The organism is Bacillus sp. FJAT-53060, assembly GCF_037104745.1.
GTDB lineage: Bacteria > Bacillota > Bacilli > Bacillales > Bacillaceae > Bacillus > Bacillus stratosphericus_B.
Map to the genome: position 1 here is coordinate 23,569 of NZ_JBAWSW010000022.1, position 24,649 is coordinate 48,217.

The 24,649-nt window shown below is 38.3% G+C and carries 24 protein-coding genes and 2 pseudogenes; 24 read left to right on the top strand and 2 right to left on the bottom strand.

The window, feature by feature from the left end; genetic code table 11:
* The first annotated feature begins 86 nt into the window (after nt 1-86).
* The 10 genes and pseudogenes from WAX46_RS09735 to WAX46_RS09785 all read left to right on the top strand — a co-directional run bounded on the left by WAX46_RS09735 (nt 87) and on the right by WAX46_RS09785 (nt 9,719).
* Nucleotides 87-872, top strand: coding sequence for a prolyl oligopeptidase family serine peptidase (locus tag WAX46_RS09735; protein ID WP_336493779.1), 786 nt, complete (start codon nt 87-89; stop codon nt 870-872).
* Between the two features lie 46 nt (nt 873-918).
* Complete coding sequence (locus tag WAX46_RS09740; protein WP_226567576.1) at nt 919-1,227, top strand: metal-sulfur cluster assembly factor; 309 nt, start codon at nt 919-921, stop codon at nt 1,225-1,227.
* Between the two features lie 722 nt (nt 1,228-1,949).
* Complete coding sequence (argC, locus tag WAX46_RS09750; protein ID WP_336493780.1) at nt 1,950-2,987, top strand: N-acetyl-gamma-glutamyl-phosphate reductase; 1,038 nt, start codon at nt 1,950-1,952, stop codon at nt 2,985-2,987.
* 20 nt (nt 2,988-3,007) lie between these two features.
* Nucleotides 3,008-4,228: a bifunctional ornithine acetyltransferase/N-acetylglutamate synthase gene (gene argJ, locus WAX46_RS09755; RefSeq protein WP_226567580.1), complete on the top strand. Its 1,221-nt coding sequence runs from the start codon at nt 3,008-3,010 to the stop codon at nt 4,226-4,228.
* 14 nt (nt 4,229-4,242) lie between these two features.
* Entirely contained in the window at nt 4,243-5,019 is a 777-nt protein-coding gene (gene argB / locus WAX46_RS09760; protein WP_336493782.1) for an acetylglutamate kinase, read from the top strand.
* Nucleotides 5,016-6,167, top strand: a complete 1,152-nt coding sequence (locus WAX46_RS09765; protein ID WP_226567582.1) for an acetylornithine transaminase — start codon at nt 5,016-5,018, stop codon at nt 6,165-6,167. Before argB ends, WAX46_RS09765 begins: the two co-directional genes overlap by 4 nt.
* A 250-nt stretch (nt 6,168-6,417) precedes the next feature.
* A pseudogene (locus tag WAX46_RS09770) lies at nt 6,418-6,883 on the top strand (carbamoyl phosphate synthase preATP-grasp domain-containing protein); the annotation flags it as partial.
* Nucleotides 6,884-7,057: 174 nt separating this feature from the next.
* Nucleotides 7,058-8,005, top strand: a complete 948-nt coding sequence (gene argF / locus WAX46_RS09775; RefSeq protein ID WP_226567583.1) for an ornithine carbamoyltransferase — start codon at nt 7,058-7,060, stop codon at nt 8,003-8,005.
* Nucleotides 8,006-8,108: 103 nt separating this feature from the next.
* Nucleotides 8,109-8,288, top strand: a complete 180-nt coding sequence (locus WAX46_RS09780) for a YjzC family protein (protein ID WP_336493790.1) — start codon at nt 8,109-8,111, stop codon at nt 8,286-8,288.
* Nucleotides 8,289-8,453: 165 nt separating this feature from the next.
* A complete protein-coding gene (locus tag WAX46_RS09785) occupies nt 8,454-9,719 on the top strand; it encodes an MFS transporter (RefSeq protein WP_226567586.1) in 1,266 nt (421 codons plus the stop codon).
* Nucleotides 9,720-9,888: 169 nt separating this feature from the next.
* Here the strand turns inward: WAX46_RS09785 and WAX46_RS09790 are convergent, their stop codons facing one another.
* Nucleotides 9,889-10,083, bottom strand: a complete 195-nt coding sequence (locus WAX46_RS09790) for a YjzD family protein (RefSeq protein ID WP_226567588.1) — start codon at nt 10,081-10,083, stop codon at nt 9,889-9,891.
* Between the two features lie 212 nt (nt 10,084-10,295).
* Here WAX46_RS09790 and WAX46_RS09795 point away from each other — a divergent pair, with 212 nt between their 5' ends.
* The 4 genes from WAX46_RS09795 (at nt 10,296) to WAX46_RS09810 (ending at nt 12,952) form a co-directional block, all read left to right on the top strand.
* Entirely contained in the window at nt 10,296-11,036 is a 741-nt protein-coding gene (locus tag WAX46_RS09795; protein ID WP_226567589.1) for a hypothetical protein, read from the top strand.
* A gap of 75 nt (nt 11,037-11,111) precedes the next feature.
* Nucleotides 11,112-11,690: a nad binding enzyme gene (locus tag WAX46_RS09800; RefSeq protein WP_336493784.1), complete on the top strand. Its 579-nt coding sequence runs from the start codon at nt 11,112-11,114 to the stop codon at nt 11,688-11,690.
* Between the two features lie 90 nt (nt 11,691-11,780).
* Complete coding sequence (locus WAX46_RS09805) at nt 11,781-12,743, top strand: BMP family ABC transporter substrate-binding protein (protein ID WP_226567591.1); 963 nt, start codon at nt 11,781-11,783, stop codon at nt 12,741-12,743.
* Between the two features lie 11 nt (nt 12,744-12,754).
* Nucleotides 12,755-12,952, top strand: coding sequence for a ComZ family protein (locus WAX46_RS09810; RefSeq protein WP_336493785.1), 198 nt, complete (start codon nt 12,755-12,757; stop codon nt 12,950-12,952).
* Nucleotides 12,953-12,962: 10 nt separating this feature from the next.
* On the opposite strand, the gene WAX46_RS09815 is transcribed toward WAX46_RS09810, so the two are convergent.
* Nucleotides 12,963-13,202 carry a hypothetical protein gene (locus WAX46_RS09815; protein ID WP_226567594.1) on the bottom strand — a complete coding sequence of 80 codons (240 nt, stop codon included), beginning with the start codon at nt 13,200-13,202 and terminating at the stop codon, nt 12,963-12,965.
* A 169-nt stretch (nt 13,203-13,371) separates the two neighbouring features.
* Between WAX46_RS09815 and WAX46_RS09820 the strand changes: the two genes are divergently transcribed.
* The 10 genes and pseudogenes from WAX46_RS09820 to WAX46_RS09865 all read left to right on the top strand — a co-directional run.
* On the top strand, nt 13,372-14,310 hold the full coding sequence (locus tag WAX46_RS09820) for a beta-ketoacyl-ACP synthase III (protein WP_226567596.1): 939 nt from the start codon (nt 13,372-13,374) through the stop codon (nt 14,308-14,310).
* A gap of 21 nt (nt 14,311-14,331) precedes the next feature.
* Complete coding sequence (gene fabF, locus WAX46_RS09825; RefSeq protein WP_226567597.1) at nt 14,332-15,573, top strand: beta-ketoacyl-ACP synthase II; 1,242 nt, start codon at nt 14,332-14,334, stop codon at nt 15,571-15,573.
* A gap of 77 nt (nt 15,574-15,650) precedes the next feature.
* Nucleotides 15,651-16,475: a DUF2268 domain-containing protein gene (locus WAX46_RS09830; protein ID WP_336493786.1), complete on the top strand. Its 825-nt coding sequence runs from the start codon at nt 15,651-15,653 to the stop codon at nt 16,473-16,475.
* A 504-nt stretch (nt 16,476-16,979) separates the two neighbouring features.
* Nucleotides 16,980-17,642 (top strand): GTP cyclohydrolase II, encoded by a 663-nt coding sequence (locus tag WAX46_RS09835; protein ID WP_226567601.1) that lies wholly within the window; start codon nt 16,980-16,982, stop codon nt 17,640-17,642.
* Nucleotides 17,624-19,384 (top strand): WD40 repeat domain-containing protein, encoded by a 1,761-nt coding sequence (locus WAX46_RS09840; protein ID WP_336493788.1) that lies wholly within the window; start codon nt 17,624-17,626, stop codon nt 19,382-19,384. The genes WAX46_RS09835 and WAX46_RS09840 overlap by 19 nt, the downstream gene beginning before the upstream one ends.
* Before the next feature lie 170 nt (nt 19,385-19,554).
* Nucleotides 19,555-21,399, top strand: a complete 1,845-nt coding sequence (locus WAX46_RS09845; RefSeq protein ID WP_226567603.1) for a hypothetical protein — start codon at nt 19,555-19,557, stop codon at nt 21,397-21,399.
* Nucleotides 21,399-22,628 carry an MFS transporter gene (locus tag WAX46_RS09850; protein ID WP_336493789.1) on the top strand — a complete coding sequence of 410 codons (1,230 nt, stop codon included), beginning with the start codon at nt 21,399-21,401 and terminating at the stop codon, nt 22,626-22,628. The genes WAX46_RS09845 and WAX46_RS09850 overlap by 1 nt, the downstream gene beginning before the upstream one ends.
* Nucleotides 22,629-22,787: 159 nt before the next feature.
* Nucleotides 22,788-23,210: a hypothetical protein gene (locus WAX46_RS09855; RefSeq protein WP_226567606.1), complete on the top strand. Its 423-nt coding sequence runs from the start codon at nt 22,788-22,790 to the stop codon at nt 23,208-23,210.
* Nucleotides 23,211-23,316: 106 nt separating this feature from the next.
* Nucleotides 23,317-24,069, top strand: a complete 753-nt coding sequence (locus WAX46_RS09860) for a YjbA family protein (RefSeq protein ID WP_226567607.1) — start codon at nt 23,317-23,319, stop codon at nt 24,067-24,069.
* A gap of 112 nt (nt 24,070-24,181) precedes the next feature.
* A pseudogene (locus WAX46_RS09865) lies at nt 24,182-24,649 on the top strand (DUF1492 domain-containing protein); the annotation flags it as partial.

The window sequence follows — 24,649 nt, forward strand, 5'->3', positions numbered from 1 at the left end:
TATCTATAGTGTATCTTTATCACATCTTCATTGTCTACATGTTAAAATAAACAAAGACGGGAATGATAAAGGAGGATTCATAGGTTGTGATCAGCATTGATGAGCAAATTGAACACGATATTCCATTTTTACATATCGTAAAAGCTGAAAATAAAGACAAACCGCTGCCACTTGTATTTTTTATTCATGGGTTTACAAGTGCACGCGAGCACAACTTACACTTCGCCTTTCATTTGGCGAAAAAAGGTATGAGAGTCATTTTGCCAGACTGTGCTTATCATGGTGTAAGATCAGAAAATCTTAGCTTAGAGGAATTGGCATCGAAATTTTGGGAAATTGTCCTGAATGAAATTCGTGAAATCGACATACTCAAAACCCGTTTTCAAGAAAAAAATTTGATTGAAGCGGACCTAATAGGCGTTGCTGGTACATCCATGGGAGGCATCACCACCTTTGGCGCACTTGCTAAGCATGATTGGATCAAGGCGGCTGTCAGCCTGATGGGCAGTCCGAAATATACCACTTTTTTTAAGGCGCAAATTATGGACATGCGTCATAAAGGTCTGATGAAAGACATCACGGACGAAGAGGTGCATCAGCAATTAAACGCCCTTCGTCCTTATGATTTAACGCTGCATACGGATCGATTAAACAAAAGACCACTTTTATTCTGGCATGCGGAAAACGATCCTGTTGTCCCTTATCGCCACGCAAAAGTACTATATGACGAGTTAGCGGCAACCCAATATGAGCAAGACCCGCACCTGATTCGTTTTATCATAGATGAACAAGCAGGCCATAAGGTCACCAGACAAGCGATGTTTGAAACAATTGACTGGTTTGAGACACATCTGAAAAGCACAAATATTTAGCCAAAAGAGAAAGTACGTTATACTAGTGGAAAAAGGAGTGGATATCATGGATGAAGCAATGAAAGAAAATATTTTAGGCGCCCTAGAACAGGTGATTGATCCTGAGTTAAATGTTGACATCGTCAACCTTGGACTTGTCTATGATGTCAATTTAGATGAGAATGGAAAAGCAGATATCACGATGACCTTAACATCAATGGGATGTCCTCTTGCACCAATTATCGTAGATGAAGTCAAAAAAGCATTAAGTGACCTGCCTGATGTGAAAGAAACAGAAGTTCACATCGTATGGAATCCGCCTTGGACACGTGACAAAATGTCAAGATACGCAAAAATCGCTCTTGGAATTCAATAACCTGATATGAAGAACGCCTGATATGAGTTTGACTCGTACCAGGTTTTTTTGTGGAAAATTAATGTAAGGGAAAAGAATGGCTTGAAATAATAGATGTAATTTTTATAGAACGGAGTATCTATAATGAAAAGAAAATGGGAATGGATTCTTTTGTTGGATCAAGTTATTCACAGTTTGGTCTTGCCACGGTCTGTTTGGTTTAAGTGGTGCGTTGATTCATTTATGATTAGGGAAACTCCCTGAAAAACCGACGGCGTCTCTTTTTAATGATTCTTTCGTTTGGAATGGCTTTTCTTCTGTTACTTTTTCCACATCAGAAGTAGAGCAAGTGTATATATGATTAGCTTTCACTTGGTGGTTTCAAAAGCACGGGGAGAAACTGCTCTTCACCGAACTGACAACTGAGAAGAAAAGAATGAAAGAAGTCGGACACTACCATTTTTGGACAGTACTTTATTCATTCATCGCCATTATGCTTGGCGGAATGGATGTTGATTTTTTACCGTTCATTTCATTTTTTATGCAAGCTCCTTATTATATTTATGCAGTGAGCTCATGGTCATCAATATCAAAAACGAAAGATAAATCCTCATGTCTCACAAAGATATGCGGATTTTTTGATGAAAAAAAACAAAAACAAATATTAAATATACAATTGAATTAATTTTTATACATGTTATAATGTTAAATAATTTCACAAAGATCAAGAAGGTGTATTCACGTTGAAAATAGGTATTATAGGTGCTACAGGTTACGGTGGTGTGGAATTGATTCGTATCTTAAGACACCATCCACATGTGGAGGAATGTATATTGTATTCATCAAGTGGTGCTGGGCAATCATACATTCAATCTTATCCGCATCTGACAAACATTGAAGATCAAACATTAAAAGCGATTGATCCGGCTGCCATCGTGCCAGAAACAGATGCTGTGTTTTTAGCGACACCAGCAGGCGTATCAAGTGAACTCACGCCAAAGCTCATGAATCAAGGGGTGCCGATCATTGATTTATCAGGTGACTTGCGTATTCAAGATGGAGCAACGTACGAAGCTTGGTATAAACGAAGGGCAGCAGATGAAGCATCCATTCAACAAGCTGTGTACGGTTTATCTGAATTGAATCGGGAAACAATTGAGCAGGCGGAAGTCATTGCAAACCCAGGCTGCTTTCCTACTGCAGTTCTTCTTGGCTTAGCACCGCTAATAAAACAAAATCTAGTCGATGAATCCATGATCATCATCGATGCGAAAACAGGGGTGTCCGGTGCCGGACGTTCTGCTTCACTTGGAACGCATTTTTCAGAACTAAACGAAAACTTTAAAATATATAAGGTGAATGAGCATCAGCATACACCTGAAATAGAACAAGTATTAAGAGAATGGAATCCGCAAACGGCGAACATCACATTTTCAACGCATCTTGTCCCGATGACAAGAGGAATTATGGCGACGATGTATACACAATTGAAATCAGATGTCACAAAAGAAGAATTGATGAAGCGTATGAACGGCTTTTATGAAGATTCCTATTTTGTAAGAGTCAGAGATCATGGAGTGTATCCACAAACAAAAGAAGTATATGGCAGTAACTTCTGTGACATTGGCTTTCATTTAGATGAGCGAACAGGTAGATTGACCATCGTGTCCGTCATAGACAATCTAATGAAAGGCGCGGCCGGCCAAGCGGTTCAAAACTTCAACATCATCAAAGGCTTACATGAAGAGGCGGGTCTCACAATGACACCTCTTTATCCATAAGAACAGGGGAGACAACAAACATGATCGAATTAAATGAAAAAAGCATTATCAAAATAGACGGGGACGTATCATCACCAAAAGGCTTTGAAGCAAAGGGGATTCACATTGGATTACGCTATTCTAAAAAAGACCTGGGCTTGATCGTTAGTGAAGTACCAGCAGCGAGTGCAGCTGTATACACACAAAGTCACTTTCAAGCTGCGCCTCTACAAGTTACACAAAAAAGCTTGAAGAAGATAGGGCAATTAAAAGGTGTGATTGTCAATAGTGCTATCGCCAATGCATGTACCGGTGAGCAGGGATTGAAGGATGCATACGAGATGCAGGCAGCCTGTGCAGACATGTTAGGGATAGCGCCTGATTACATTGCTGTTTCTTCTACTGGTGTCATCGGAGAATGTCTGGATATGGATAAAATCAAAAAAGGCATCACTCAGCTGAAAGAAGCAAAAGCAGAAAAGGGCCATTTTGAAGAGGCGATTTTAACGACTGATACGGTCATTAAAAATACAACATACACCCTTACGATAGACGGCCAAAACATCCTGATTTCTGGCGCAGCGAAAGGCTCTGGCATGATTCATCCGAACATGGCTACCATGCTTGGCTTTCTCACAACAGATGCAAATGTCGAACAGGAAGCCTTACAAAATGCGCTTCGTGACATTACAGACGTGACCTTTAATCAAATTACTGTCGATGGAGAAACATCGACAAATGATATGGTACTTGTGATGGCAAATGGAATGGCAAAAAATGATGTGCTGAATGAAGAGCATCCAGAATGGCCATTGTTTAAAGAAGGCTTAAAACTAGCTTGTGAGGATTTAGCGAAAGAGATTGCAAGAGATGGAGAAGGGGCAACCAAATTAATCGAAGCAAAAGTCGTTGGCGCTAAAAATAACTTAGAAGCAGGCATCATTGCGAAAAAAATCGTTGGTTCAAGTCTTGTGAAAACAGCCGTATATGGAACAGACGCAAACTGGGGCCGGATCATCGGAGCGATCGGTCATAGCGCAGCTTCCGTTTCACCCGAAGAGGTTGAAGTCTATTTAGGCGGACAATGTCTGTTTAAACAGAATGAACCGCAGCCTTTCTCAGAAGAGGAAGCAAAAGTGTATCTAGAGCAGGATGAAATCACGATTTTGATTCAAATGAATGAAGGGGAAGGTGAAGCGGCAGCATGGGGCTGTGACCTTACCTATGATTACGTGAAAATTAATGCGAGCTATCGCACATAATGAAGGGGAGAGTCATGGATAAAACGATCGTGTTCAAGTGTGGAGGTAGTGTCATTCGAGAGCTTTCAGAAACCTTTTATGAAAATGTCTGCTCACTTCAAGCTGCTGGATTTAAACTAGCGATCGTACATGGAGGAGGTCCTGAAATCACCAACATGCTGCAAAAATTAGAAGTGAAAACGGAATTTGTTGATGGACAGCGTAAAACAACGAAGCCTGTGTTAGAGGTAGCCGAAATGGTCCTCTCGGGAACGATCAATAAATACTTCGTTTCAGAGTTAGCAAAGCATGACATTTCGTCTGTCGGCGTATCTGGAAAAGATGGACAGATGCTTGTAGCCGATTTTCTCAATCAAGACGTGTACGGGTATGTTGGTGAAATCAAAGAAGTCAATCCTGAGATGGCAGAAGCATTAATGGATAAACAATTCATTCCGGTCATTGCACCGCTATCTATGACGGAAGAGTGCCAAACCTTAAATGTGAATGCCGATTTAGTAGCATCAGCTGTCGCAGGAGCCATGAAAGCCGATAAGCTTATGTTTGTCACAGATGTTGAAGGCATATTAAAAAATGGTAAGCTGCTAGACGTCGTCACAGAACAAGAAGCTTTAGCACTCATTGATGAAGGAATTATTTCCGGGGGAATGATTCCAAAAGTACAATCAGCTTTAAGTGCTTTATCAGGAGATGTGGATGAAGTCATGATCGTAAATGGAAAAGGCAGTATATTGACAGGGGAAACCTTTAAAGGAACACGAATTGTGAAACAAAAGGAGGCGATCCTATGAGTCATCTCTTTCAAACATATGGCCGGTGGAATGTTGAAATTAAAGAGGCAGCAGGTTCTTGGGCAGTCGATACAAATGGGAAAAAGTATTTAGACTTTATTCAAGGCATTGCGGTCACAAATTTAGGTCACAATCATTCAAAGGTGAATCAAGCCATCAAGGAACAGCTTGATCAAGTCTGGCATGTATCGAACCTATTTGAAAATGGACTTCAAGAAAAAGCAGCGGAAAAGCTGGCAGCAAACAGTTCAGGGGATCTCGTATTTTTCTGCAATAGCGGGGCTGAGGCAAATGAAGGTGCCATAAAATTAGCGCGTAAAGCCACAGGGAAAACAAATATTCTGACATTTTTGCACTCTTTCCATGGGCGTACGTATGCTGGTATGGCTGCCACAGGTCAAGATAAAATCAAAACCGGTTTTGGACCGATGCTAAAAGGCTTTCATTATGTACCGTTTAATGACCCTGAAGCCATATCAGCGTGTGAAGTCGAGGATGTTGCCGCAGTCATGCTGGAAGTTGTACAAGGTGAGGGGGGAGTGAATCCAGCTACAACAGAATTTCTAAAAGCAGTTCAAGCGTTTTGTGAAAAGCATCAAGCACTTCTCATCGTAGATGAAATCCAAACGGGCATTGGACGCACAGGCACAGCATTTGCATACGAGCAAGCGGGACTTGATCCTGATATTATCTCAGCAGCAAAAGGACTAGGAAATGGCTTCCCAGTCGGTGCGGTTATAGGAAAAAAAGTTTTAGGAGACGCATTCTCACCAGGTTCACACGGAACAACATTTGGTGGAAATATGCTCGCCATGTCAGCTGTGAACGCAACTCTTGATGTGATATTCAAAGAAGACTTTCTTTCAGCAGTCAAAGAAAAGGGTGCTTACCTTTTAACAAAACTGCAAGATGTCAAACAGTTGAACAGCGTAAAAGAAGTACGAGGAAAAGGATTAATGGCAGGGATCGAGTGTCATCAGCCAGTCGGTGATTACATCACAGCTCTTAGAGAGCAAGGTTTGCTCGTACTTCCAGCTGGTCCAAATGTTATTCGATTATTACCTCCTCTAAATGTGAAGAAAGCAGAGTTGGATCAAGCGATAAAAGCGATTATTCAAGTTTTAGCAAATGAAAAGGTGACGGTGTAATTTTTTTACACCAGAACGCATAAAAACGCATTTATATAATTAATTATTCAATTTGGGGTGACACACAAGCATGAAAGGTTATTTAAATTTTTTCCAGAACTGAAAGAACAATCGACTGAACAATTGGTTGAATTAATCAAAACACTAGACGATCGTCGTTTTTTCGCTGTCATGGAGCTTCTTTTCAGACAAGAAACGGTTGAACGATTCATCAAATGACGAAAAATGATCTATTTTTCTTACATGTGTTCAAGCATATGACCTTGCCGCTTCATTTTAAATAGTCGATACATGTGCTGCGGAATTCGATGCGAAAACGAATTACTTCTATTCCCCGTATTTTGGAAAAGTGATAGAGAGCATCAACAGAAAACAAAGCAGCGTGCATTGATCATTGGATCTGGTCCGGTTCGCGAATTGGGCAAGGGGTCGAGTTTGATTATAGTGCGGTTCATGGGGTTCTCACCCTGCAGAAGCATGGATTTGAAACAATCATGATGAACAACAATCCAGAAACAGTAAGTACTGACTATGAGATTGTCGATCGCTTATATTTTGAGCCAATTATAATAGAGCATATTTTAAACGTTGTAGAAGCGATCAAACAGCGATCAACGCTGCAGAAGGTTTAGAAAAAGCCGACGTCCTTTGACACACTAGATGCTTTAGAAGATCGTGATTTATTCTATCAGCTTTTTGATGAACTGAACCTTCCTCAAATCCCTTCACATTCATTTAGGGGATGATAAAGAGGCAAAAGAGCAGTGTAAAAGCCCTCACACAAGGTGTTCAAGTACTAACCGAATATGAAACAGCTCAAGCATTCAAGGGAAAGATGGAGATGTGTCACCAGTATCTCTTCATGAATTATATAAAAAGGGAGTGACGGCATGAGTCAAGTTGACGTGAAACTTTCATTATATGGAAAAGACTTTTTATCGTTAAAAGATTTCTCTATCAATGACATTGCTTGCTTAATTGAAAAAGCGGAAGAAATGAAACAGAAGCCATATCAAGATTTATTCAAAGGGAAAACGTTAGCGATGATCTTTGAAAAATCTTCAACTAGAACCCGTGTGTCGTTTGAAGCGGGAATGACGCAGCTAGGGGGACATGCGCTCTTCCTCAGCTCAACCGATTTGCAAATTGGCAGAGGAGAAGCCATTAGTGATACAGCGCAGGTATTGTCTGGTTACGTAGATGGCATTATGATTCGGACCTTTGAACATGAGAAGGTAGAGGAACTTGCAAAATATGCGTCCATTCCTGTTATCAACGGATTGACTGATTACTCACACCCATGTCAGGCACTTGCTGATTTATTGACCATTAAAGAAGCAAAAGGGATATTAAAAGGAGTCAAAGTGGCGTATATCGGTGATGGAAATAACGTGGCTCACTCCCTAATGGTCGGCTGTTCGCAGCTAGGCTGTGATATTGCTGTCGCATCACCAAAAGGCTATGAACCACTTCAAGAAGTCACCGACACAGCACGTGAGTTTGCAAAACAATCAGGCGCAGAAGTGATCGTCACCACAGATCCTGTAGCCGCTGTTCAACAGGCTGATGTCATTTATTCAGATGTATTTACAAGCATGGGGCAGGAAGCTGAAACCGAGAAACGTCTGGCTGAATTTAAAGAATATCAAGTCAATGATGATCTTATGCGTTATGCATCAAAGGATTATATCTTTCTTCATTGTCTGCCTGCACACCGCGGAGAAGAAGTGACAACTGACATTATTGACGGACCACATTCAAAAGTATTTCAGCAGGCAGAAAATCGTCTGCATGTGCAAAAAGCGTTAATTAAAGAGCTCATGTATCAAATGAAATAAGCCATATTTGTCCCCAACTCGTATGAGTAGGGATTTTTTGCATAAAGGATTGGAGAAGCAAGTGACGGGACATAATAGTATCAATCAAGAAAGGAGGATGGAAATGGGTCAGCAGCATCAGTTTAAATCAGGGAATAAAGCACCAAATAACGGTGTCTATGTCGAGATCGGCGAAACTGGAAGTATGGTGAAAGATCCTTTAAAGATTAAGCTCAAAGCAGGCGACGTCTTTCCGGATAACTCGAACCATAACCGCGTTTGGACCTACCAAAGAAAGCCATAAGCAATTGACTAAGAGTCCATGGGAATAAGTCTTTAGAGGCATGTGTCATGCCTCTTTTTTCTTTATAATAAAAAACAATAAGTTCAAATTTTCAAACAAATAGTATGAAAACAAGAAAACTTAAGGTGAAATATGTAATTGTAGAACAGTTGAAAGGATTTGTGTATGGAAAAGACGAATCTCAGTGAAAGTGTTTGGAATAAACGCTTCACCTCATTATTCATATCAAGACTCATTAAAAATACAGGAGAAAGCTTTGCCTTTACATCCGTTCTTTGGCTATTAATTTTAAGAGGGGATGGTGCGCTCGGTACAGGACTTCTTCTAGCAGTTACAGTTCTTCCTTCATCATTGTTAGCCCCAATACTAGGACCTCTTATGAAAAAGCACCATTTGTCTAAATGGATGTTCGCTTCAGACGTCGTTCGAGCAACAATTGTACTCATTATTCCGCTATTGCACTTTTCAAATTTATTGCCCCTTTGGTTATTGATCTCATTAATGGTTATTCAATCGGCAACAGGTGCAGCGTATAACCCAGCTTCTGTGGCGATTTTACCACAGATTGTTCCGAAGCATCTCATTCAAAAAGCAAATGCAATCCTGCAATCTTCTTTTGAAATTGTCGCACTTGCCGCAGTGATGGTGGCTGGCCTTTTGGTCAAATTAATTGGACCTGCGGATACTCTGCTGATTACAACAGCCTTATTTATCATATCTGGCCTGTTTATAATAGGCGTTAAACTAAAGAAGACAGAAGAAGAGAAAGCAGCGGGGATTAAACAAGTAAAGAATACATATCTGTATAACTTAAAAAGAGGCTTTCTTGTTGTCAGAAATCATCACATTTTATTTGCGCTGACGCTTTATTGTGTTCTGATGAATGTCGCAGCAGCCCCATGGCAGGCCCTATCCGCTGTATACGTAGCAGAAGCGCTGCTAAGTGATTCAATGGTTTACTCCATTTTAAGAGGTGTTGCCGCCGTCGGAGCCTTTATGATGGGTTTTGCTCTTGCCAAGGTAAAAATTAAAAGATTTGGTTTGTTCTTTATAGTCGCTGGAATGATTGAAGGGGGAGCGTTCTTTATCACAGGAATGAGCACATGGCTGCCCATAGTTCTTCTTGCTTCCTTTATGTTCGGCGCCGCCGTCAGTGCCATTAATGTACCGGAAATGGTCATTATTCAAACGTCTGTTGACCAAGAGGATCAGCCCCAAGTATATGCCGTGATCAATGCGTCATCCAATGTCTTTCTTCCGCTTGCGGCTGTCGTATCGGGTGTCCTAGCAGAAAAATTTGGAGCTGGACCTGTCATTGCTGGTGGAGGGGTGCTTGAAATTTTATCGGGCATCGCGATCTTCCTATTTACAGGGCTGGCGAAAAGCCATTTGACGGCTGAAAAACAGAAGTCTGAAACGGTTGAGGCGTAAACCAATAAAAAAACCCCCCTGTCTAAAATAACAGGGGGGTTTAGCGTGAAGACAAACCTTCACATTCGCCTGCAGTCTTGTGTGCATGTACTCACAAAGGGTTAAATTCGCTCCGCTCCTTGACCATACAGATCAAATTAACTCTTTGTCAGCAAGCGTTTCTTACGTATTAAGAGCGTTTAGTTGAACTTTCTGTTTCTTTCATTGGACTTACTTCAGCAAAGATGAATAAAATAACCGTAAACACAACTGCAAGAATGGAAGTCAACGTAAAATCATAAACAGCTCCATTCATAGATGCAACGATGTAACCTGCCATATGTGTCAGCAGAAAAGTCCAAATGAGGGTGATAAAATAACGCATAATCCCACCGTCCTTAATGTAACAATCTATTGACTATCATACCATATATGCGAGTCAAGGGAAAAGACTGTTTTCTGCCTTTATGTGACCATTTTGAGACCTTCTGCTATAAAAATAAAAAGAATTCTTCTGTCTTTAGGGGATTTCCTTATTCCTACGAGAGTGATTGTTCATATCATAGAAAGCAGAAGCACTGAAAGGAGGCTGGCCATATGGGTGTTAGCAAACGTTTTATCCAGCTTGGTTCCCAGTGGAGCGTCATTCACCTTCCTCAAAAACCAAATGGCTTTGGCATTCTGATCCTCGGTGACCGAAATCATTTTGTGCAGGAAAATACATCATTCTGGCTTCAGCATTATGGAAGAAACCAGCTTTTAACTGCCTTAAAGGATGAAGGATATACATTGTTTAATAGTCATCTTCATGGGAATCACTGGGGATGCGAAGATGCTGTTTTTAGTGCAAAGCAGCTCGTTCATCACACATTAAAACAAGAAATATTAAACCGAGAAATTCATGTGCTAGCAGAGGGGATGGGAGCACTTGTGGCCATGAGCCTGGCCGAAGAGATGCCAGAAGTATTAAGGTCCATTGCGATGCTGAATCCATGTTTGAACCTTTATGCACAAAGAGAAAGAGAAAAAGAACACAAATTCTTCTACAAACAACTGATCAAAGAGTTAGCACAGAGCTATAGATGCTCTGAACAGGAAGCGGAAACGTATCCATTCCCTTCTTGTCCCGTTCATTTAACTCATGTACCGATTCATATATGGCAAAGACTAAACGGAGCGCCATACGCATATGAACTTCACGCAAAGCCTTTTATCGATCAACATATGATGAATCCGGAACATTGTCAGATAGATCTCACCTTGCATATGTTTGATCACCCACGAAGAATCTTTCAGTCCATTCACAAGTTTCATAAATCGCATGAAAGAGAATTGTAATGAATAGAATGATAACAGCCCTTCATGGAAAGGGCTCTTCTTTTTATTCGATATGCTGAAAAAGGGGACATGAACATGGAAACAGGACTTATCATAGGTGCAGATGAATTTTTTGGCCTGACACTTTGTGAACATATGATGAAAGAGGGCATTCAAGTGGACATTACGTGTCCTCACGATCAGGCAGAAGAGCAAAAGATGCTATTAGAAGAGCGGATGATGTGGCTCGGCAGAAATGATCTCGTTCGTTTCATTGACCTTGAGGACAGTAAAGAGACGTATGACTTAATTTTTATTCAATCAGAGGAAGCAAATAAAAGGCAGACAGACCTTAAAGCGAAACATGGAATGTACCGATTACTTTTTGAAGAACTAGAAAAAGAGCCGTTCAAACAGAACGTACCAGCAATAATCCTTCCTCGCATGTTCGGACCATGGACACTTGATCATGAAAGAAGAACAAGGAATGATCACTCCTTTTTTGTAGAAGATGCCGCAAAGGATCTCTTGAAGTGGGTCTCGTGTTCCAATCAAAGGCAGGATATGCGGCATCAATTAAAGGTAGAAAGACAAACAGATGATAAACAAGCAGAAAAAATGATCGTAGATTGGAAAAGACAAAACTCAACATTTTTCGACAAAAAGGAAGAATGATCTTCCATCTTATCTTTTTTCAGTATAAAATAAACTTATATTTAACATACAGGTTCATGCTTGGATGTTGCAAAGGGAGTTGAACATGGCATGAGGTACCGACGGCTTGTCATGATCTTTTCGTTCCTTCTTCTATTATCCGCCTGCTCACAGGCGCCTTTAAAAGGACATATTGAGAAGGTGGGTTTACTCGTCCCCGATACGATTAATGATCAAGTTTGGGGAACGAAAGGTTATAAAGGCTTATTGAATATCCAATCAACATTTGGTGTAGATGTTTATTATAAGGAAGGAATGGTCGACAAGGAGAAAATCGTTGATGCCATTGAAGAATTCCATAAAAAACGAGTCAATTTGATTATCGGCCATGGCAATAAATACAGCGAAATTTTTAACTTGATCAGTGAAGATTATCCAAAAACACAATTTATTACGATCAATGGAGGCAAGCCCCAGGCTGACAATGTCACAAATGTGACGTTTAAAGGAGAAGCAATGGGCTTTTTCGGAGGCATGACAGCAGCACATATGTCAAAAACAAAAAAGATTGGTATTCTTGCTACATATAATTGGCAAGGCGAAGTAAACGGCTTTATCAAAGGTGCAAAATATCAAGACGAACATGTGCAAGTGCTAGCGGAATTTGTCGAAAACTGGGATGATGTTGACAAAGCCGTTGATCTCTATCAAAAATTGAAAAAACAGGGCGTAGATGTTGTTTATCCAGCAGGCGATGGTTATAATATCCCTGTGATTGAACAAATCAAAGCCGATCATTTATCAGCTATCGGGTATGTCACCGATCAATCCAACCTCGGCAGCCATACCGTCTTAACCAGCACAGTCCAGCATGTAGATAAAGCGTACAGTATCATTGCAAAGAAGTTTAATGAAGGAAAGCTAAACAAACAAGGTGAGTACTCCTTTGACTTTAAAGAAGGAGTGATCGAGATGGGGAAATTTAGCTCAACCGTTGATCGGGCTTTTGTGAAAGACATTGAAACTGATATTTCGTATTATAAAAAAACAGGCAAACTGCCAAATGAAAAGTGAGGATATTGAACATGCAGCACGAAAAATCGATGGAGTTTTTACAAATTGCTATGAAGTATTTCCCGCAAGCAAAAGAAGAGTTAGATAAAGCAGGGATTCAGCTTGATCCAGAAGCGCTTCAGCCGCTTCTATCATTGTTTACATCTGTCATGCAAGAGGCATATGAGCTTGGAAAAGCAGATGCAGTATCAGAAAAAGCCACAGAGTAGTGGCTTTTTTTTATGATAATTTTTTCTTGAAGGCACTAATCATAGGGCCGACATCTTTAAATACAGGCTTCAACTCGTCAATCGAGTTCATAATGTTCCCAATCTGATTCATGACATGCATATAGTCGATTGAGTCATCACTTGAAGATGTATCTTCACGTTCCTCCTTTGTTTCTGATTTGTTTTTTTCCTTTTCCTTTTCTAGTGGCTGGCCAAACATCATCGCCGAGAAAATATCCTTTTGAGCCATATCGCATTTTCCTTTCTACTATTGGTATATCATTAATCTATGAAAAAAGTGAGAAGAAAGGTTAGACGTTTGTATTGCCAAGGAGAAAAAAATAAGGTAAAATTAGTACCAGATACTAATATAAGATCACAATATCACATGCTCGTATGAGTAAAAGGAGTCTTATTCAATGAATGCTGGAATTATTGGCCTTGGCCGCTATATACCTGAAAAAGTATTAACAAATCTTGATTTAGAAAAAATGGTTGAAACTTCTGACGAGTGGATTCGTACTAGGACAGGTATAGAAGAAAGAAGAATTGCATCTGATGATGTCAATACATCTCATATGGCTTTTGCTGCTGCAAAAAAAGCATTAGCGGACGCCGATGTTGCTGCAGAAGATCTTGATATGATTCTTGTGGCGACCGTTACGCCAGATCAAGCATTTCCGACAGTCGCTTGTATGATTCAAGAACAGCTCGGTGCACATAAAGCATGTGCAATGGATATTAGCGCTGCTTGTGCTGGCTTTATGTATGGGCTTGTTACTGGAAAACAATTTATCGAATCAGGAACTTACAAGCACGTGCTCATCGTTGGCGTTGAAAAGCTTTCTCGCATTACCGATTGGGATGATCGCAATACAGCTGTTTTGTTCGGAGATGGAGCAGGTGCCGCTGTGTTAGGACCAGTCAGCGAAGGGAAAGGAATTCTATCATTTGAGCTTGGAGCAGATGGAAGCGGCGGGAAGCACTTGTACTTAGATGAAAAAGATCATACAATCATGAATGGACGAGAAGTATTTAAATTTGCTGTGAGACAGATGGGCGAGTCAAGTGTAAACGTCATCGAAAAAGCTGGACTATCTAAAGAAGACGTTGATTTCTTGATCCCGCATCAAGCAAATATTCGTATTATGGAAGCAGCACGCGAACGCTTAGAGCTGCCCGTCGAAAAAATGTCGAAGACTGTCCATAAATATGGAAACACATCAGCAGCATCCATTCCAATTTCACTATGTGAAGAAATCGAAGCCGGAAAGATTCATGACGGCGATGTGATAGTAATGGTTGGTTTTGGTGGCGGATTAACGTGGGGCGCAATCGTTATGCGATGGGGCCGATAAAAGAGTGAGGTGCACAAATTAATGGATAAAAAACGAGTAGTTGTTACAGGATTAGGTGCTTTGACACCTCTTGGCAACAATGTAGAGACAACATGGAAAAATGCTGTAGCAGGTGTATCAGGTGTTGGACCTATCACACGTGTCGATTCAAGTGAGTATACCGCAAAAGTAGCTGCAGAACTAAAAGATTTTAACATAGAAGATTACATGGAAAAAAAAGAAGCGAGAAAAATGGCACGCTTCACTCAATATGCAGTCGTAGCTGCTCAACAGGCTTTAGAAGATTCACGCCTGGAAATTACAGATGAAATTGCACCGCGTGTTGGTGTATGGGTTGGATCTGGTATTGGCGGACTTGAAACATTTGAAGAGCAGTTTGAAGTGTATTCAAATAAAGGGGCAAGACGCGTAAGCCCATTTTTTGTCCCAATGATGATTCCAGATATGGCGACAGGACAAATCTCGATTGCCCTTGGCGCAAAAGGTGTCAACTCTTGTACAGTCACAGCATGTGCAACAGGTACAAACTCAATCGGTGATGCATTTAAAGTCATTCAGCGCGGAGATGCTGATGCAATGATCACAGGTGGAACAGAAGCGCCATTAACTAAAATGTCGTTTGCAGGTTTCTGTGCGAACAAAGCCCTTTCGACAAATCCTGATCCAGACACAGCAAGCCGTCCATTTGATAAAAACCGTGACGGGTTTGTGATGGGTGAGGGAGCAGGGATTATTGTTCTTGAAGAATTAGAGCATGCATTAAAGCGCGGTGCGACGATTTATGCAGAAATCGTTGGATACGGTTCAACTGGAGATGCATACCATATTACAGCTCCAGCTCCAAACGGAGAAGGCGGTGTTCGTGCGATGAAAGAAGCGATTCGAGATGCAGGTTTGACTGTGGAAGAAATTGATTATATCAATGCCCACGGAACAAGCACGCCTTATAATGATAAATTTGAAACAATGGCGATGAAAGAAGTGTTCGGAGAGCATGCGAATCAGCTTGCAATCAGTTCAACAAAATCAATGACAGGTCACTTACTTGGTGCAGCAGGTGGAGTAGAAGCGATTTTCTCTGTTTTGGCGATTAAAGACAGTGTCATTCCGCCAACGATTAATCTTGAAACACCCGATGAGGAATGTGATCTTGATTATGTAGCAAACGAAGCACGTTCAAAAGAAGTACAGGTTGCTTTGAGTAACTCACTTGGTTTTGGCGGGCACAATGCGACAATTATCTTCAAAAAATACGAAGCGTAACATTTCCTGAAAAGGCGGCGATCGATAATCAGATCGCCGCCTTTTTGCATAGGATAAAAATGGAGGTGTTAAACAGAATGGGTCTGGTCAATACACAATATCTCATCCATCAATCTGCATCATTTCAGAAACTTGCGGTACGATTTGTTCCTTATTTTAAAGGAGCAACGGAAAAAGAATGGTCCTCTATTCTCTCCCATTTACAGAATCATGGGATGGTGAGATCTTGGAATGCGTGTCAGGAAATGATCGACAAGCTCAAAGATAAAGGGTACTTTCAGCTCGTCATGAAAGAATACCAAACGCTGCAAAAACAGTGGGGTGGCCCAGACGTCCCTGTGTTTATTTTGCCTGTCAATGAGAGCAGTAAAGAGATCAGAGAGGACTTTTATTATCAATCCGGCGTGGCATTTGACGACAAGATCTTTCTCTTCATATCGCCGCATACTCCGAAAGAGCGTATTGGTACATTAATGACACATGAATATCATCATGTATGCAGGTTGCATTTTCTCACGAAAGAAGAAAATGATTTTACATTCCTTGATACAATCATGATGGAAGGATTGGCTGAATATGCTGTGTATCATAGATTTGGAGAAAGCTATATAGCAAAATGGGCTAAATTATATGACGAATCGCAGCTAGAACGCATGTACAAGAAATGGGTATCCAGTCACCTTCATAAGAAAGTCCAGGACGACGAAAGACTGATACAGAACCTCCTTTATGGAAAAGGGAACTACCCCAAAATGCTTGGTTACGCCACTGGGTTTCATATCGTGAAAAAGTATTTCGATGAGCACAGAATCAGCGAGGAGTCTATGATTGCAGAGCCAGCCGAAACCTTTTTAAAAATGATAGAATCTAAAAGAGAGGTGGGACGTGTGAACATGGATTAGATTTAGCTAGATGTTCAAGAAGACACGGAAATATTCCCAGTTTATTTAGAGGATTCAGAATTGTAAAAAGGAAAGAGTTTAATATATTTCAGAATGATATATATTCTGAGTATTCGGAAATTAATGAAGGTGATTTTCTATTAGCAAGAACTTCAAAGTTAGACCATCAAAACCTGATCGTTGATATAGATTTAAATAAAAAAGCTTATTTGGACATTCAAACATGTCAATCCAATGAAATAAAATTATTCAAAGGTTTTTCCAATCCAGGTTCAGAAATTTTGGTTCAATTTGAAGGAGATGTTGGAGGTCAATTAAAAGTAAGAAAACCTTCATTATCTGAATTGGATTCTTTATTAAGAAAACTTAGATGTTAATAAAATAATTCAATAGGAAACAACTTACAAATGGGATTTACAAAAAATAAAGTGAGGAGAACAAAATTGAAAAATTAAAAATCATACCCTAAAAAAGAAATATATGTACCTTTTCGGGCCTATTAAATTGCCTATTAATTTAAATGGAGAAATTATTATTTTTAATTGGTATACCTGGTTTGTACATAATGAAAAATGGTCCTTAAATAAAACGCTGGAAAAATTACCGAGCCTATCTCAAAACGAATCTCAACAAAGCACTGTTTTGATATACGGAGACTTTGAAAACTCAGAAATGGCAAAAGTTAGATTACACAGTATCTGTCACACTGGAGATATTTTTGGAAGTGAAAAATGTGACTGTGGAATTCAGTTAAAACTGTCACTACAAAAAATTTATCAAGCTGGAACAGGTGCATTATTTTATTTATCAAATCATGAAGGAAGAGGGATAGGTCTATTTAGTAAATCAATGACCTATGTTTTACAGCAGAAAGGTTACACCACGTTAGAAGCTAATTTGTTACTGGGGTATAAAGAAGAATGTAGAGATTATGAAGAAACTTCATATTTATTAAAAACCTTAAGAAATAAGCCAATCATTCTATTGACGAATAATCCTGATAAAATAAATAATTTGAAACAAAGTGGAATTGCGATAGAGAGCTGTGAAAATGTGATTGGTGAAGTTAATCAATTTAACATTAAATATTTAGAAACAAAGGTAAATGATATGAATCATTCTTTTAAATTAGTAAAGGAGGATGAAAAATGCATACAGGGCCATTAAGAGCAATAGTAATTGATCAAACAGGGAAGTATGCATACACTGGCGGCTATGATAAAAGAGTTTACAAATGGGATTTAAATAGTGGATCCTCATATCTTCTTACTGAACACGAGCATTTAGTCGGAGGATTAACACTAAGTAAAGATGGAGGATATTTACTCACATCCTCTTCTGATTATTCTATGAAATTGATTGATACTAAGACTGAATCAGTAATAAAAACTTTTTTAGGTCATACTGATGACATCGAATATGCAATTTTCGCAGAGGACGATCAATATATTATATCTACATCATTACAACATGATGGCAGAGTTTTAGTGTGGAATGTTGAAAACGGTAATATTATTCGTGAATTTAATGAACATAAAAGCAGTGTCAAATCTGTATGGTCATTTAACAATAAAGTTTTTTCCTGTGATAATAACGGGAATGTTTTGGTGTGGAATTTAATTACTGGGGAAGTGCTCGATAATTTAGGTCCATATACTTGTGACATAGATACCATTAATGGAGATATAAATAGAGGGATTTTATTAATAGGGTTAGATAATGGTGATATAGATGTATATGATGCTCTAAAACATACAAAAATGAAAACATTAAAAGGTCATAAAATCGGTGTTAAGACTATAGAGATATCTCCATCTGGAAATTACGTATTAACTGCTGCATACGATCATCAAATTTTTATTTGGGATCGGAATTTCAAAAGGTTTTCATCATTACCTCAATACAAATATCAGTGGGAAGTAGGGTTTGCTTTTAGTAAGGATGAAAAAAAAGTATATGGTTGTACATTTGGATATAAGTTTTGTGAATGGGAGTGGGAAAAAAATCAACTAATTGATAATAACATAACATGTGCAACCCCTTCCATAAACGATATAGCTGTTAGTGAAAATGGAAATGTCGCTACTGCTTCAGATGATGGTGTGTTTAGGATAAATGGAGAAAAGATTTTGTCAGTAAATCATGTTTTGAATAACGCCGTAGGTATGACGAATGATGGTTCTATAATAGCTTGGGGAGATCATAAAGGATATTTGCATTTGGTAGATGCTGAACTGAAGACAATGATAAAATCAATTGATTTTTCATCTGGGCCACTTAATTCAATTGTTTATGATAGAGAACATCACTCGTTTTTTATAGGTTCATATAGTGGGGATGTATTTGAAATAAACCTTTACGATTTCAGCATCGTTGATCAGTTTCGTGCACATAATGGGGCCATTAAAGGAATGGTAGTAGAAAGGGAATTTATTGCTACGGGTTCTTCAGGAGGGGAAGTGCATATTTTTAATCGAAAAAATATATCAGAATGTATTCGTTTAGTTGGTTCCTCATTTGTCATAAATGATCTTTCATACAATGAAAAGAAAAATTTACTTGCAACAGTTAGTAGAGACAGAATTGTCAGAATTTATGATGCATCAAACGGATCTTTAAAAGGTCTTCACAATATGCATAACTACTCAGTAAAAACAGTATGCTTTAATTCTTCAGGAGTATTATTTGCAGGCGATTATTGGGGATATATTAGTGTATGGGATTTAAATGATGAAAAGAAAAGTATATTTAAAGTAGCGAATAATGGGATAAGTTATATGGAGAAATTAGGTCAAGAAGTTCTTGCTGGATCATACGATGGAGGAGTATATTCAGTGAATAAAAATGGTGAAAATTCAGATTTTATAAGATTGTTCGATCAATCTGAAAATTATCATGTTTTAAAATGAGATATAAATTTATTTTCATTATTATTTAAAGGAGGTGAGAGAAATGGGTCGTGAAATTAAAGTTCAACCAATCCGCTGCTCAGTAAACACACGTAAATAATTATAAAGGTTTGGGTAGGGATATAGAAAAGTATCCCTACTTAATTTTAATATAAAAAGGAGGAGGAAAAATGTTAATTAGACCACTTAGGGTTGATTATGTAGCTAGTAAAAATTATATTATCACTGTTGATACGCAAGGTGTACTACACCGTTTAAATGATAAATTAGAAGTTGTTAAAAGTTCAGCAGCACCGTTAATTAATACGAAGGTTTATTGTCTTACTGCAACGGACGATTATATTTATACTCGTGATTACTTTGGAGTCTTAAGTAAATACTGTATTGAAACCTTAAAAAAATTACAGACACTACATACTGAACATTATGCATTATCAGAAAAGTTATTACAAAATGAAGAGCCGTCACCTTCAAATGCGAGAGGTATTCGAGTTTTCGGAGAGTTTTTATATACAACTAATGGTTTTGGGCAAATTATGAAATTAAATAAAGAATCATTGGTTGTTGAGGAGATAATTGAACACCCTAGTAATGAAAAGACATTCATTGATTATTTTAATGTGGAAAATGCTATTGAACAAATTATTACAGATAAAGAAGGAAATTTGTTTTTCGGTGATTTAAGTAAGCTTGAATTTAACAGAAAAATTAAAGTTGATGAGGGAAGTGTACATGTAGTTAGGTATGATCCTAAGAATAACCGTTACATCGCTACACAAGATTATGGTTTGGAAAATTCATATGGTATTGAGTCAGGTCTTGCAATCATTGATCCCGAATCACTCACGTTTACAAGTCACCCATTCACAACAGATGATGTTGAATTTATTTTCTTTGACAAACACTTCACTGAAATTTACACTGGAGGATTTGATGGGAAAATTTATGTATTTGATAATATGACCTCTAGTCTTAAACTTAAACGAACATTGGGGCCATTTAATCACCAGATTTCATATGGTCTCATGCTGAATGATGATAGAATATTAGTTCTTTTACAATCTGGAGAAATGCTGATTGTTGATAAATATGGAAATGAATTAGAAAAGTTGGATTTTGATTATATTTGCTATTGGGACTTTGTGAATGGTGAAAGTTCAAATGAATTTTATGCTCCAAATGGCAAAGGGATTACTAAATTTGTTGTTGAGGAGGTCAATGATTCAGATATTATAATAAGAGAAAAAGAGAAGTTTGTATATAACTTTGGCTTAATATTTAAATTAGTGCGTGTAAACAGCTCAAGATTTGTTGCTTTATCTAGAAAAAATTTAATTTTTAGCTTTGATGAAAATGGCTATGTTCTATGGAGTACAAATTTAGAATATCTGCCTAAAAGTATATCGTGCTGCTCGAATAAACAAGTTGCAATGGTAGGGTTAGATAATGGAATAATGCAAGAAATAGACTTAAATAATGGTAGGTTATTAAGAAGAAAAAATTTCGATGCGGCTGTTACTACTTCTATATTTAATGGGGAAGATGTTGTAATAGGCACTTCCAATGATTCTCTTCACTTTATTGATTATGTCACATTTGAAGAAAGTCATAAATCACTCAATTTAAAAGGGTATCCAAAAAGAATTCGACTTGAGGGACAGTATCTAGTTTTAACAGGTGGTGGATTCGGTTATATTGAAATTGATAAAGATACCTATGACATTAACAAAAAAATGGTAGGTGACTTGCTTTATAATACAAGAGAAGAATCTATAAGAATAGATGATTACATTTCAATTTCTTCTTATGGCCATCAAATTGGTGTATATAATTACGAAAATAGTCAGATTGTTTATTTAATTGAGAGGTTGCCAGACTATGTAAAAGCAATTAAACATTATAAGGGAGGAAATGGGGAGAATTATTTAATTATTGGTGGAAATAATGGATTCTTACAATGCTATCGAGTCAATAAAGATGGATCACTCCTATTAATAAAGGAATATATTTTTTAATGAGAAAGTTAAGGTTACTATTAGCGGCTAACCTGATTTCAACTGTGGGAACCGGAGTAACTTCTTATTTAATCATTTGGTTGCTGATAGACCAATTGAATCAATCAGTATTGTATGGAATTTTAACCATCGTCACGATGATTTTTGTGTTCTTTGCTTCGCCCTTTTTAGGAAGCTTGGTTGATAGACACTCTCGGAAAGCTATCTTTCTGCAATTGGAAATAATAGGTGCGTTCATCCTGATTGTTTTTCTCATCCTCTTTGATATTTCAAATTTCCTTAATATTTTTCTTGTCGTTTTATTGACTTTGTATAATACAATTTATGATTCAATAAAATACCCAACTTTATCAGCTTTAACTCAAGAAATGTTTAAAGAGGATGAGTATAGTAAAGTTAATAGTAGTTTAGAAGTTCAGGGGCAAGCAGCTTTGATGATTAGCTCTAGTTTAGCCGCTTTTATGATTGGTCAAATATCCATTACCCTTATATTGGTTATGAATATCATGACATTTCTTGCCGCTTCAATTATCATATACAAACTGCCTTATCAACGAAGTCGTTTGGTAGAAGAGGAGTCCAATGCCACAAAGAGTGTATCATACTGGGTTAACTTTAGGTCTTCACTTCAATATCTATCTCAACGGAAAGTTTTGTTCGTAATTTTATTAACGACTTTTGTGCCTAGTATAGTTATTATTGTGGCAAATTATTTGGATCCAATTTTTATTTATCAATTTTTGAATGAAGGTCCCACAGTAATTGGTATTGCAAATATCTTTTACGCAGTCGGAGCAATTGGCGCTGGTTTCGTAGCCTATCAAATGTCAAAGAGACTTCCACATATTCAAGGTGTCATTATGTTTATGATCGTATTTGCTATTTCAACAGTCGTTATTTTTCTTTTCCCTCACTCTGTGACATTTATTGTAGCAAGTTTTTTTTGGGGTCATTCAAATGCTGCCATTAGAGTATTTAGAAAAAGTTATATGTTCCAACATGTTGATAATGCATATATGGGACGTGTTAATTCATTAATTAATGCATGTAAGTTATTAGGCCAGATTGCTTTAATTGGAACTTTAACTATAACTGTTGTGCCAGCTGGAAAATCTCAATATGGATATCTTATTTTATTCATCATTATATTTGCTGCTCTACTCATCACATCATATTTATGGATGAAAAATTCTAAATACAAGAATGAAACAAAGTATACTTCTGTCTGAGAGTAGACTTTAGACAAAGGAGCGTTAACGGACATTGTGTTTTAATTTTGCTGAAATAATCAAATAAATAGTAACCTTGAAACCAGAAAAAGCAGGCTTTAAATCACATCCAACTCCATTTTGCTGCATGAATTTCAAGTATCAGGTTTTCATTTTGGGATGATTGAAGCCGTTATTGTCTCCATTTTAGGGTCATATTTACTTGGAAAATTAAAACCAGGCTATATTTTAATTTCCACGACGATCTTTATGGGGATTTGGATGATGGTTATCATACCGGTTGAGTTTCTAGAAGCACTGTTTGTTTACCTTTGGATTTTTGGTATTGGGTTAATGAATGCTTTCTTGAATGTGCCGATTAGCAGTTTATTTCTTGGGTTTACTCCAAATGCCTATAGAGGACGTGCGATGTCCATTTTACAGATGTTCTTTAACCTCGGTTTAATCATCGCCGGTATGTTTTCTAAATATATTGGTGTCATATGGATGACTGCCATCTTCGGCCTAGTGTTGCTGGCTATCAGTTTATTATCAATGCGGATGAAAGGTTTTTCCGCTTTATTAACAATAACGAAAAAATAAGGACAAACCATCTGCCGCCCAGCTTGAAGTTTAATAAAGTTGGAATAATTTCTCTATCCCTTGCCCATACTGTGGACAACAGTTTTTAAAAAGTGAGGGATTGGTTATGTTATTTCTTCATGACGTATGGGTGAATTGGTTTGAAGGGGAAGAAAATGGCTATAATGTGTGCCATTTTCATGAGTGGCGCAAGGAGGACAGTGTCGAGTTGTTAGATCAAGTGCCTTTACTCAAGGTGCAGAGTCCTTTGTTTGATTACATAGAGAATGATCTATCAGAGCTCCCGAAAACGCTGCTAGAATCTGTATTTGAGAAATCATATGTTCGCAAAAATCATGAACGACGAAAATTAGAGTATTGCTTTGTAGTAACGGATGGCATTCGGATCATCGCTGTGGATACGATTGGGTATTCCATACCTGTCAGAAAGAGCCGATTGATTCCAAGACAGGAGCAATTGGTGTATGAAATGGTGAAAGATGTGAAGGCAGAGGAGTATGAATTCTCAACAGACAGCCTTGAATCGACGAAAGAGTATCATATTCTATCATTGCCACCGCAGCATATCAGCGGATTAACGAGAAAAGAAAGACAGTTGAAGCAGCTGATGTTTATGGCGCTCGATCAATTAAAAGGACTTCAAAACAGGGCGGAAATTGCCTATTGGTATACGGAATGGAATCCGCGCATGTACAACCGAATCAAACGAATGTCATTCGAAGAGATTTGGAACATGCTTTACAATGAAACGATTGATGGGTGGTCTCAAAACCATTTAGCATTCTGTGAAAAAATGATTAAAGGACAGCCATTTTTCGAAAAGCTTTGGGAAATGGAAAACGAATCAAAAGTAAATTAAAAAAAGCTTGCAGCATGGGGACTGACCCCCTAAGATGAGACAAATAAAAAACACCTTCAAGTTTGAAAACGGACCGTTGTGATCCGAAATAAAACATGGAGGTGTTTTTTCTATGGGGACAAGAGTGAGTTATCCAGTTGAAGTCAAACAGAAGGCTGTAGAAATGAGATTGGCAGGTGTACCTATGAAAGAGATCATGCAGGAATTGAATATCAAGAATAAGACGCAGGTTCAGACATGGGTGAGGTGGCATAAGGCTGGGGATACACACAGGTTCGAACAGCCTGTTGGAAAACAATATATCTATGGAAAGGGTCCCGAGTACTCTTCGGAATTAGAGAGACTGCAGGCAGAAAATCGTTATCTGAGACAACAGAATGAAGTTTTAAAAAAGTACAACGAATTGGAAAGGAAGTTGATAAGGAAACGTCAATCAAACTGGTAGAAGAATTTCGCAAAACGATGACGGTACAGGACATTTGTGTCCATTTAGGCATCTTACGCACTTCGTATTATAGATGGAAAAAGGAGCTGACTCAGAATCAATCTAAAAGACAACTAGAGAAACAGGTCGGCACGT

Excerpts from the sequence above, each read along its gene's own strand:
- WAX46_RS09820 (WP_226567596.1), top strand. The coding sequence starts at position 13,372 with ATGAATGCTGGAATTATTGGCCTTGGCCGCTATATACCTGAAAAAGTA.
- WAX46_RS09795 (WP_226567589.1), top strand. The coding sequence starts at position 10,296 with ATGGGTGTTAGCAAACGTTTTATCCAGCTTGGTTCCCAGTGGAGCGTC.
- argF (WP_226567583.1), top strand. The coding sequence starts at position 7,058 with ATGAGTCAAGTTGACGTGAAACTTTCATTATATGGAAAAGACTTTTTA.
- WAX46_RS09855 (WP_226567606.1), top strand. The coding sequence starts at position 22,788 with ATGATTGAAGCCGTTATTGTCTCCATTTTAGGGTCATATTTACTTGGA.
- WAX46_RS09815 (WP_226567594.1), bottom strand. The coding sequence starts at position 13,202 with ATGGCTCAAAAGGATATTTTCTCGGCGATGATGTTTGGCCAGCCACTA.
- WAX46_RS09740 (WP_226567576.1), top strand. The coding sequence starts at position 919 with ATGGATGAAGCAATGAAAGAAAATATTTTAGGCGCCCTAGAACAGGTG.
- WAX46_RS09830 (WP_336493786.1), top strand. The coding sequence starts at position 15,651 with ATGGGTCTGGTCAATACACAATATCTCATCCATCAATCTGCATCATTT.
- WAX46_RS09780 (WP_336493790.1), top strand. The coding sequence starts at position 8,109 with ATGGGTCAGCAGCATCAGTTTAAATCAGGGAATAAAGCACCAAATAAC.
- WAX46_RS09810 (WP_336493785.1), top strand. The coding sequence starts at position 12,755 with ATGCAGCACGAAAAATCGATGGAGTTTTTACAAATTGCTATGAAGTAT.
- WAX46_RS09765 (WP_226567582.1), top strand. The coding sequence starts at position 5,016 with ATGAGTCATCTCTTTCAAACATATGGCCGGTGGAATGTTGAAATTAAA.
- argJ (WP_226567580.1), top strand. The coding sequence starts at position 3,008 with ATGATCGAATTAAATGAAAAAAGCATTATCAAAATAGACGGGGACGTA.
- WAX46_RS09850 (WP_336493789.1), top strand. The coding sequence starts at position 21,399 with ATGAGAAAGTTAAGGTTACTATTAGCGGCTAACCTGATTTCAACTGTG.
- WAX46_RS09805 (WP_226567591.1), top strand. The coding sequence starts at position 11,781 with ATGAGGTACCGACGGCTTGTCATGATCTTTTCGTTCCTTCTTCTATTA.
- WAX46_RS09785 (WP_226567586.1), top strand. The coding sequence starts at position 8,454 with ATGGAAAAGACGAATCTCAGTGAAAGTGTTTGGAATAAACGCTTCACC.
- fabF (WP_226567597.1), top strand. The coding sequence starts at position 14,332 with ATGGATAAAAAACGAGTAGTTGTTACAGGATTAGGTGCTTTGACACCT.
- WAX46_RS09860 (WP_226567607.1), top strand. The coding sequence starts at position 23,317 with ATGTTATTTCTTCATGACGTATGGGTGAATTGGTTTGAAGGGGAAGAA.
- WAX46_RS09800 (WP_336493784.1), top strand. The coding sequence starts at position 11,112 with ATGGAAACAGGACTTATCATAGGTGCAGATGAATTTTTTGGCCTGACA.
- WAX46_RS09790 (WP_226567588.1), bottom strand. The coding sequence starts at position 10,083 with ATGCGTTATTTTATCACCCTCATTTGGACTTTTCTGCTGACACATATG.
- WAX46_RS09845 (WP_226567603.1), top strand. The coding sequence starts at position 19,555 with ATGTTAATTAGACCACTTAGGGTTGATTATGTAGCTAGTAAAAATTAT.
- argB (WP_336493782.1), top strand. The coding sequence starts at position 4,243 with ATGGATAAAACGATCGTGTTCAAGTGTGGAGGTAGTGTCATTCGAGAG.
- WAX46_RS09840 (WP_336493788.1), top strand. The coding sequence starts at position 17,624 with ATGCATACAGGGCCATTAAGAGCAATAGTAATTGATCAAACAGGGAAG.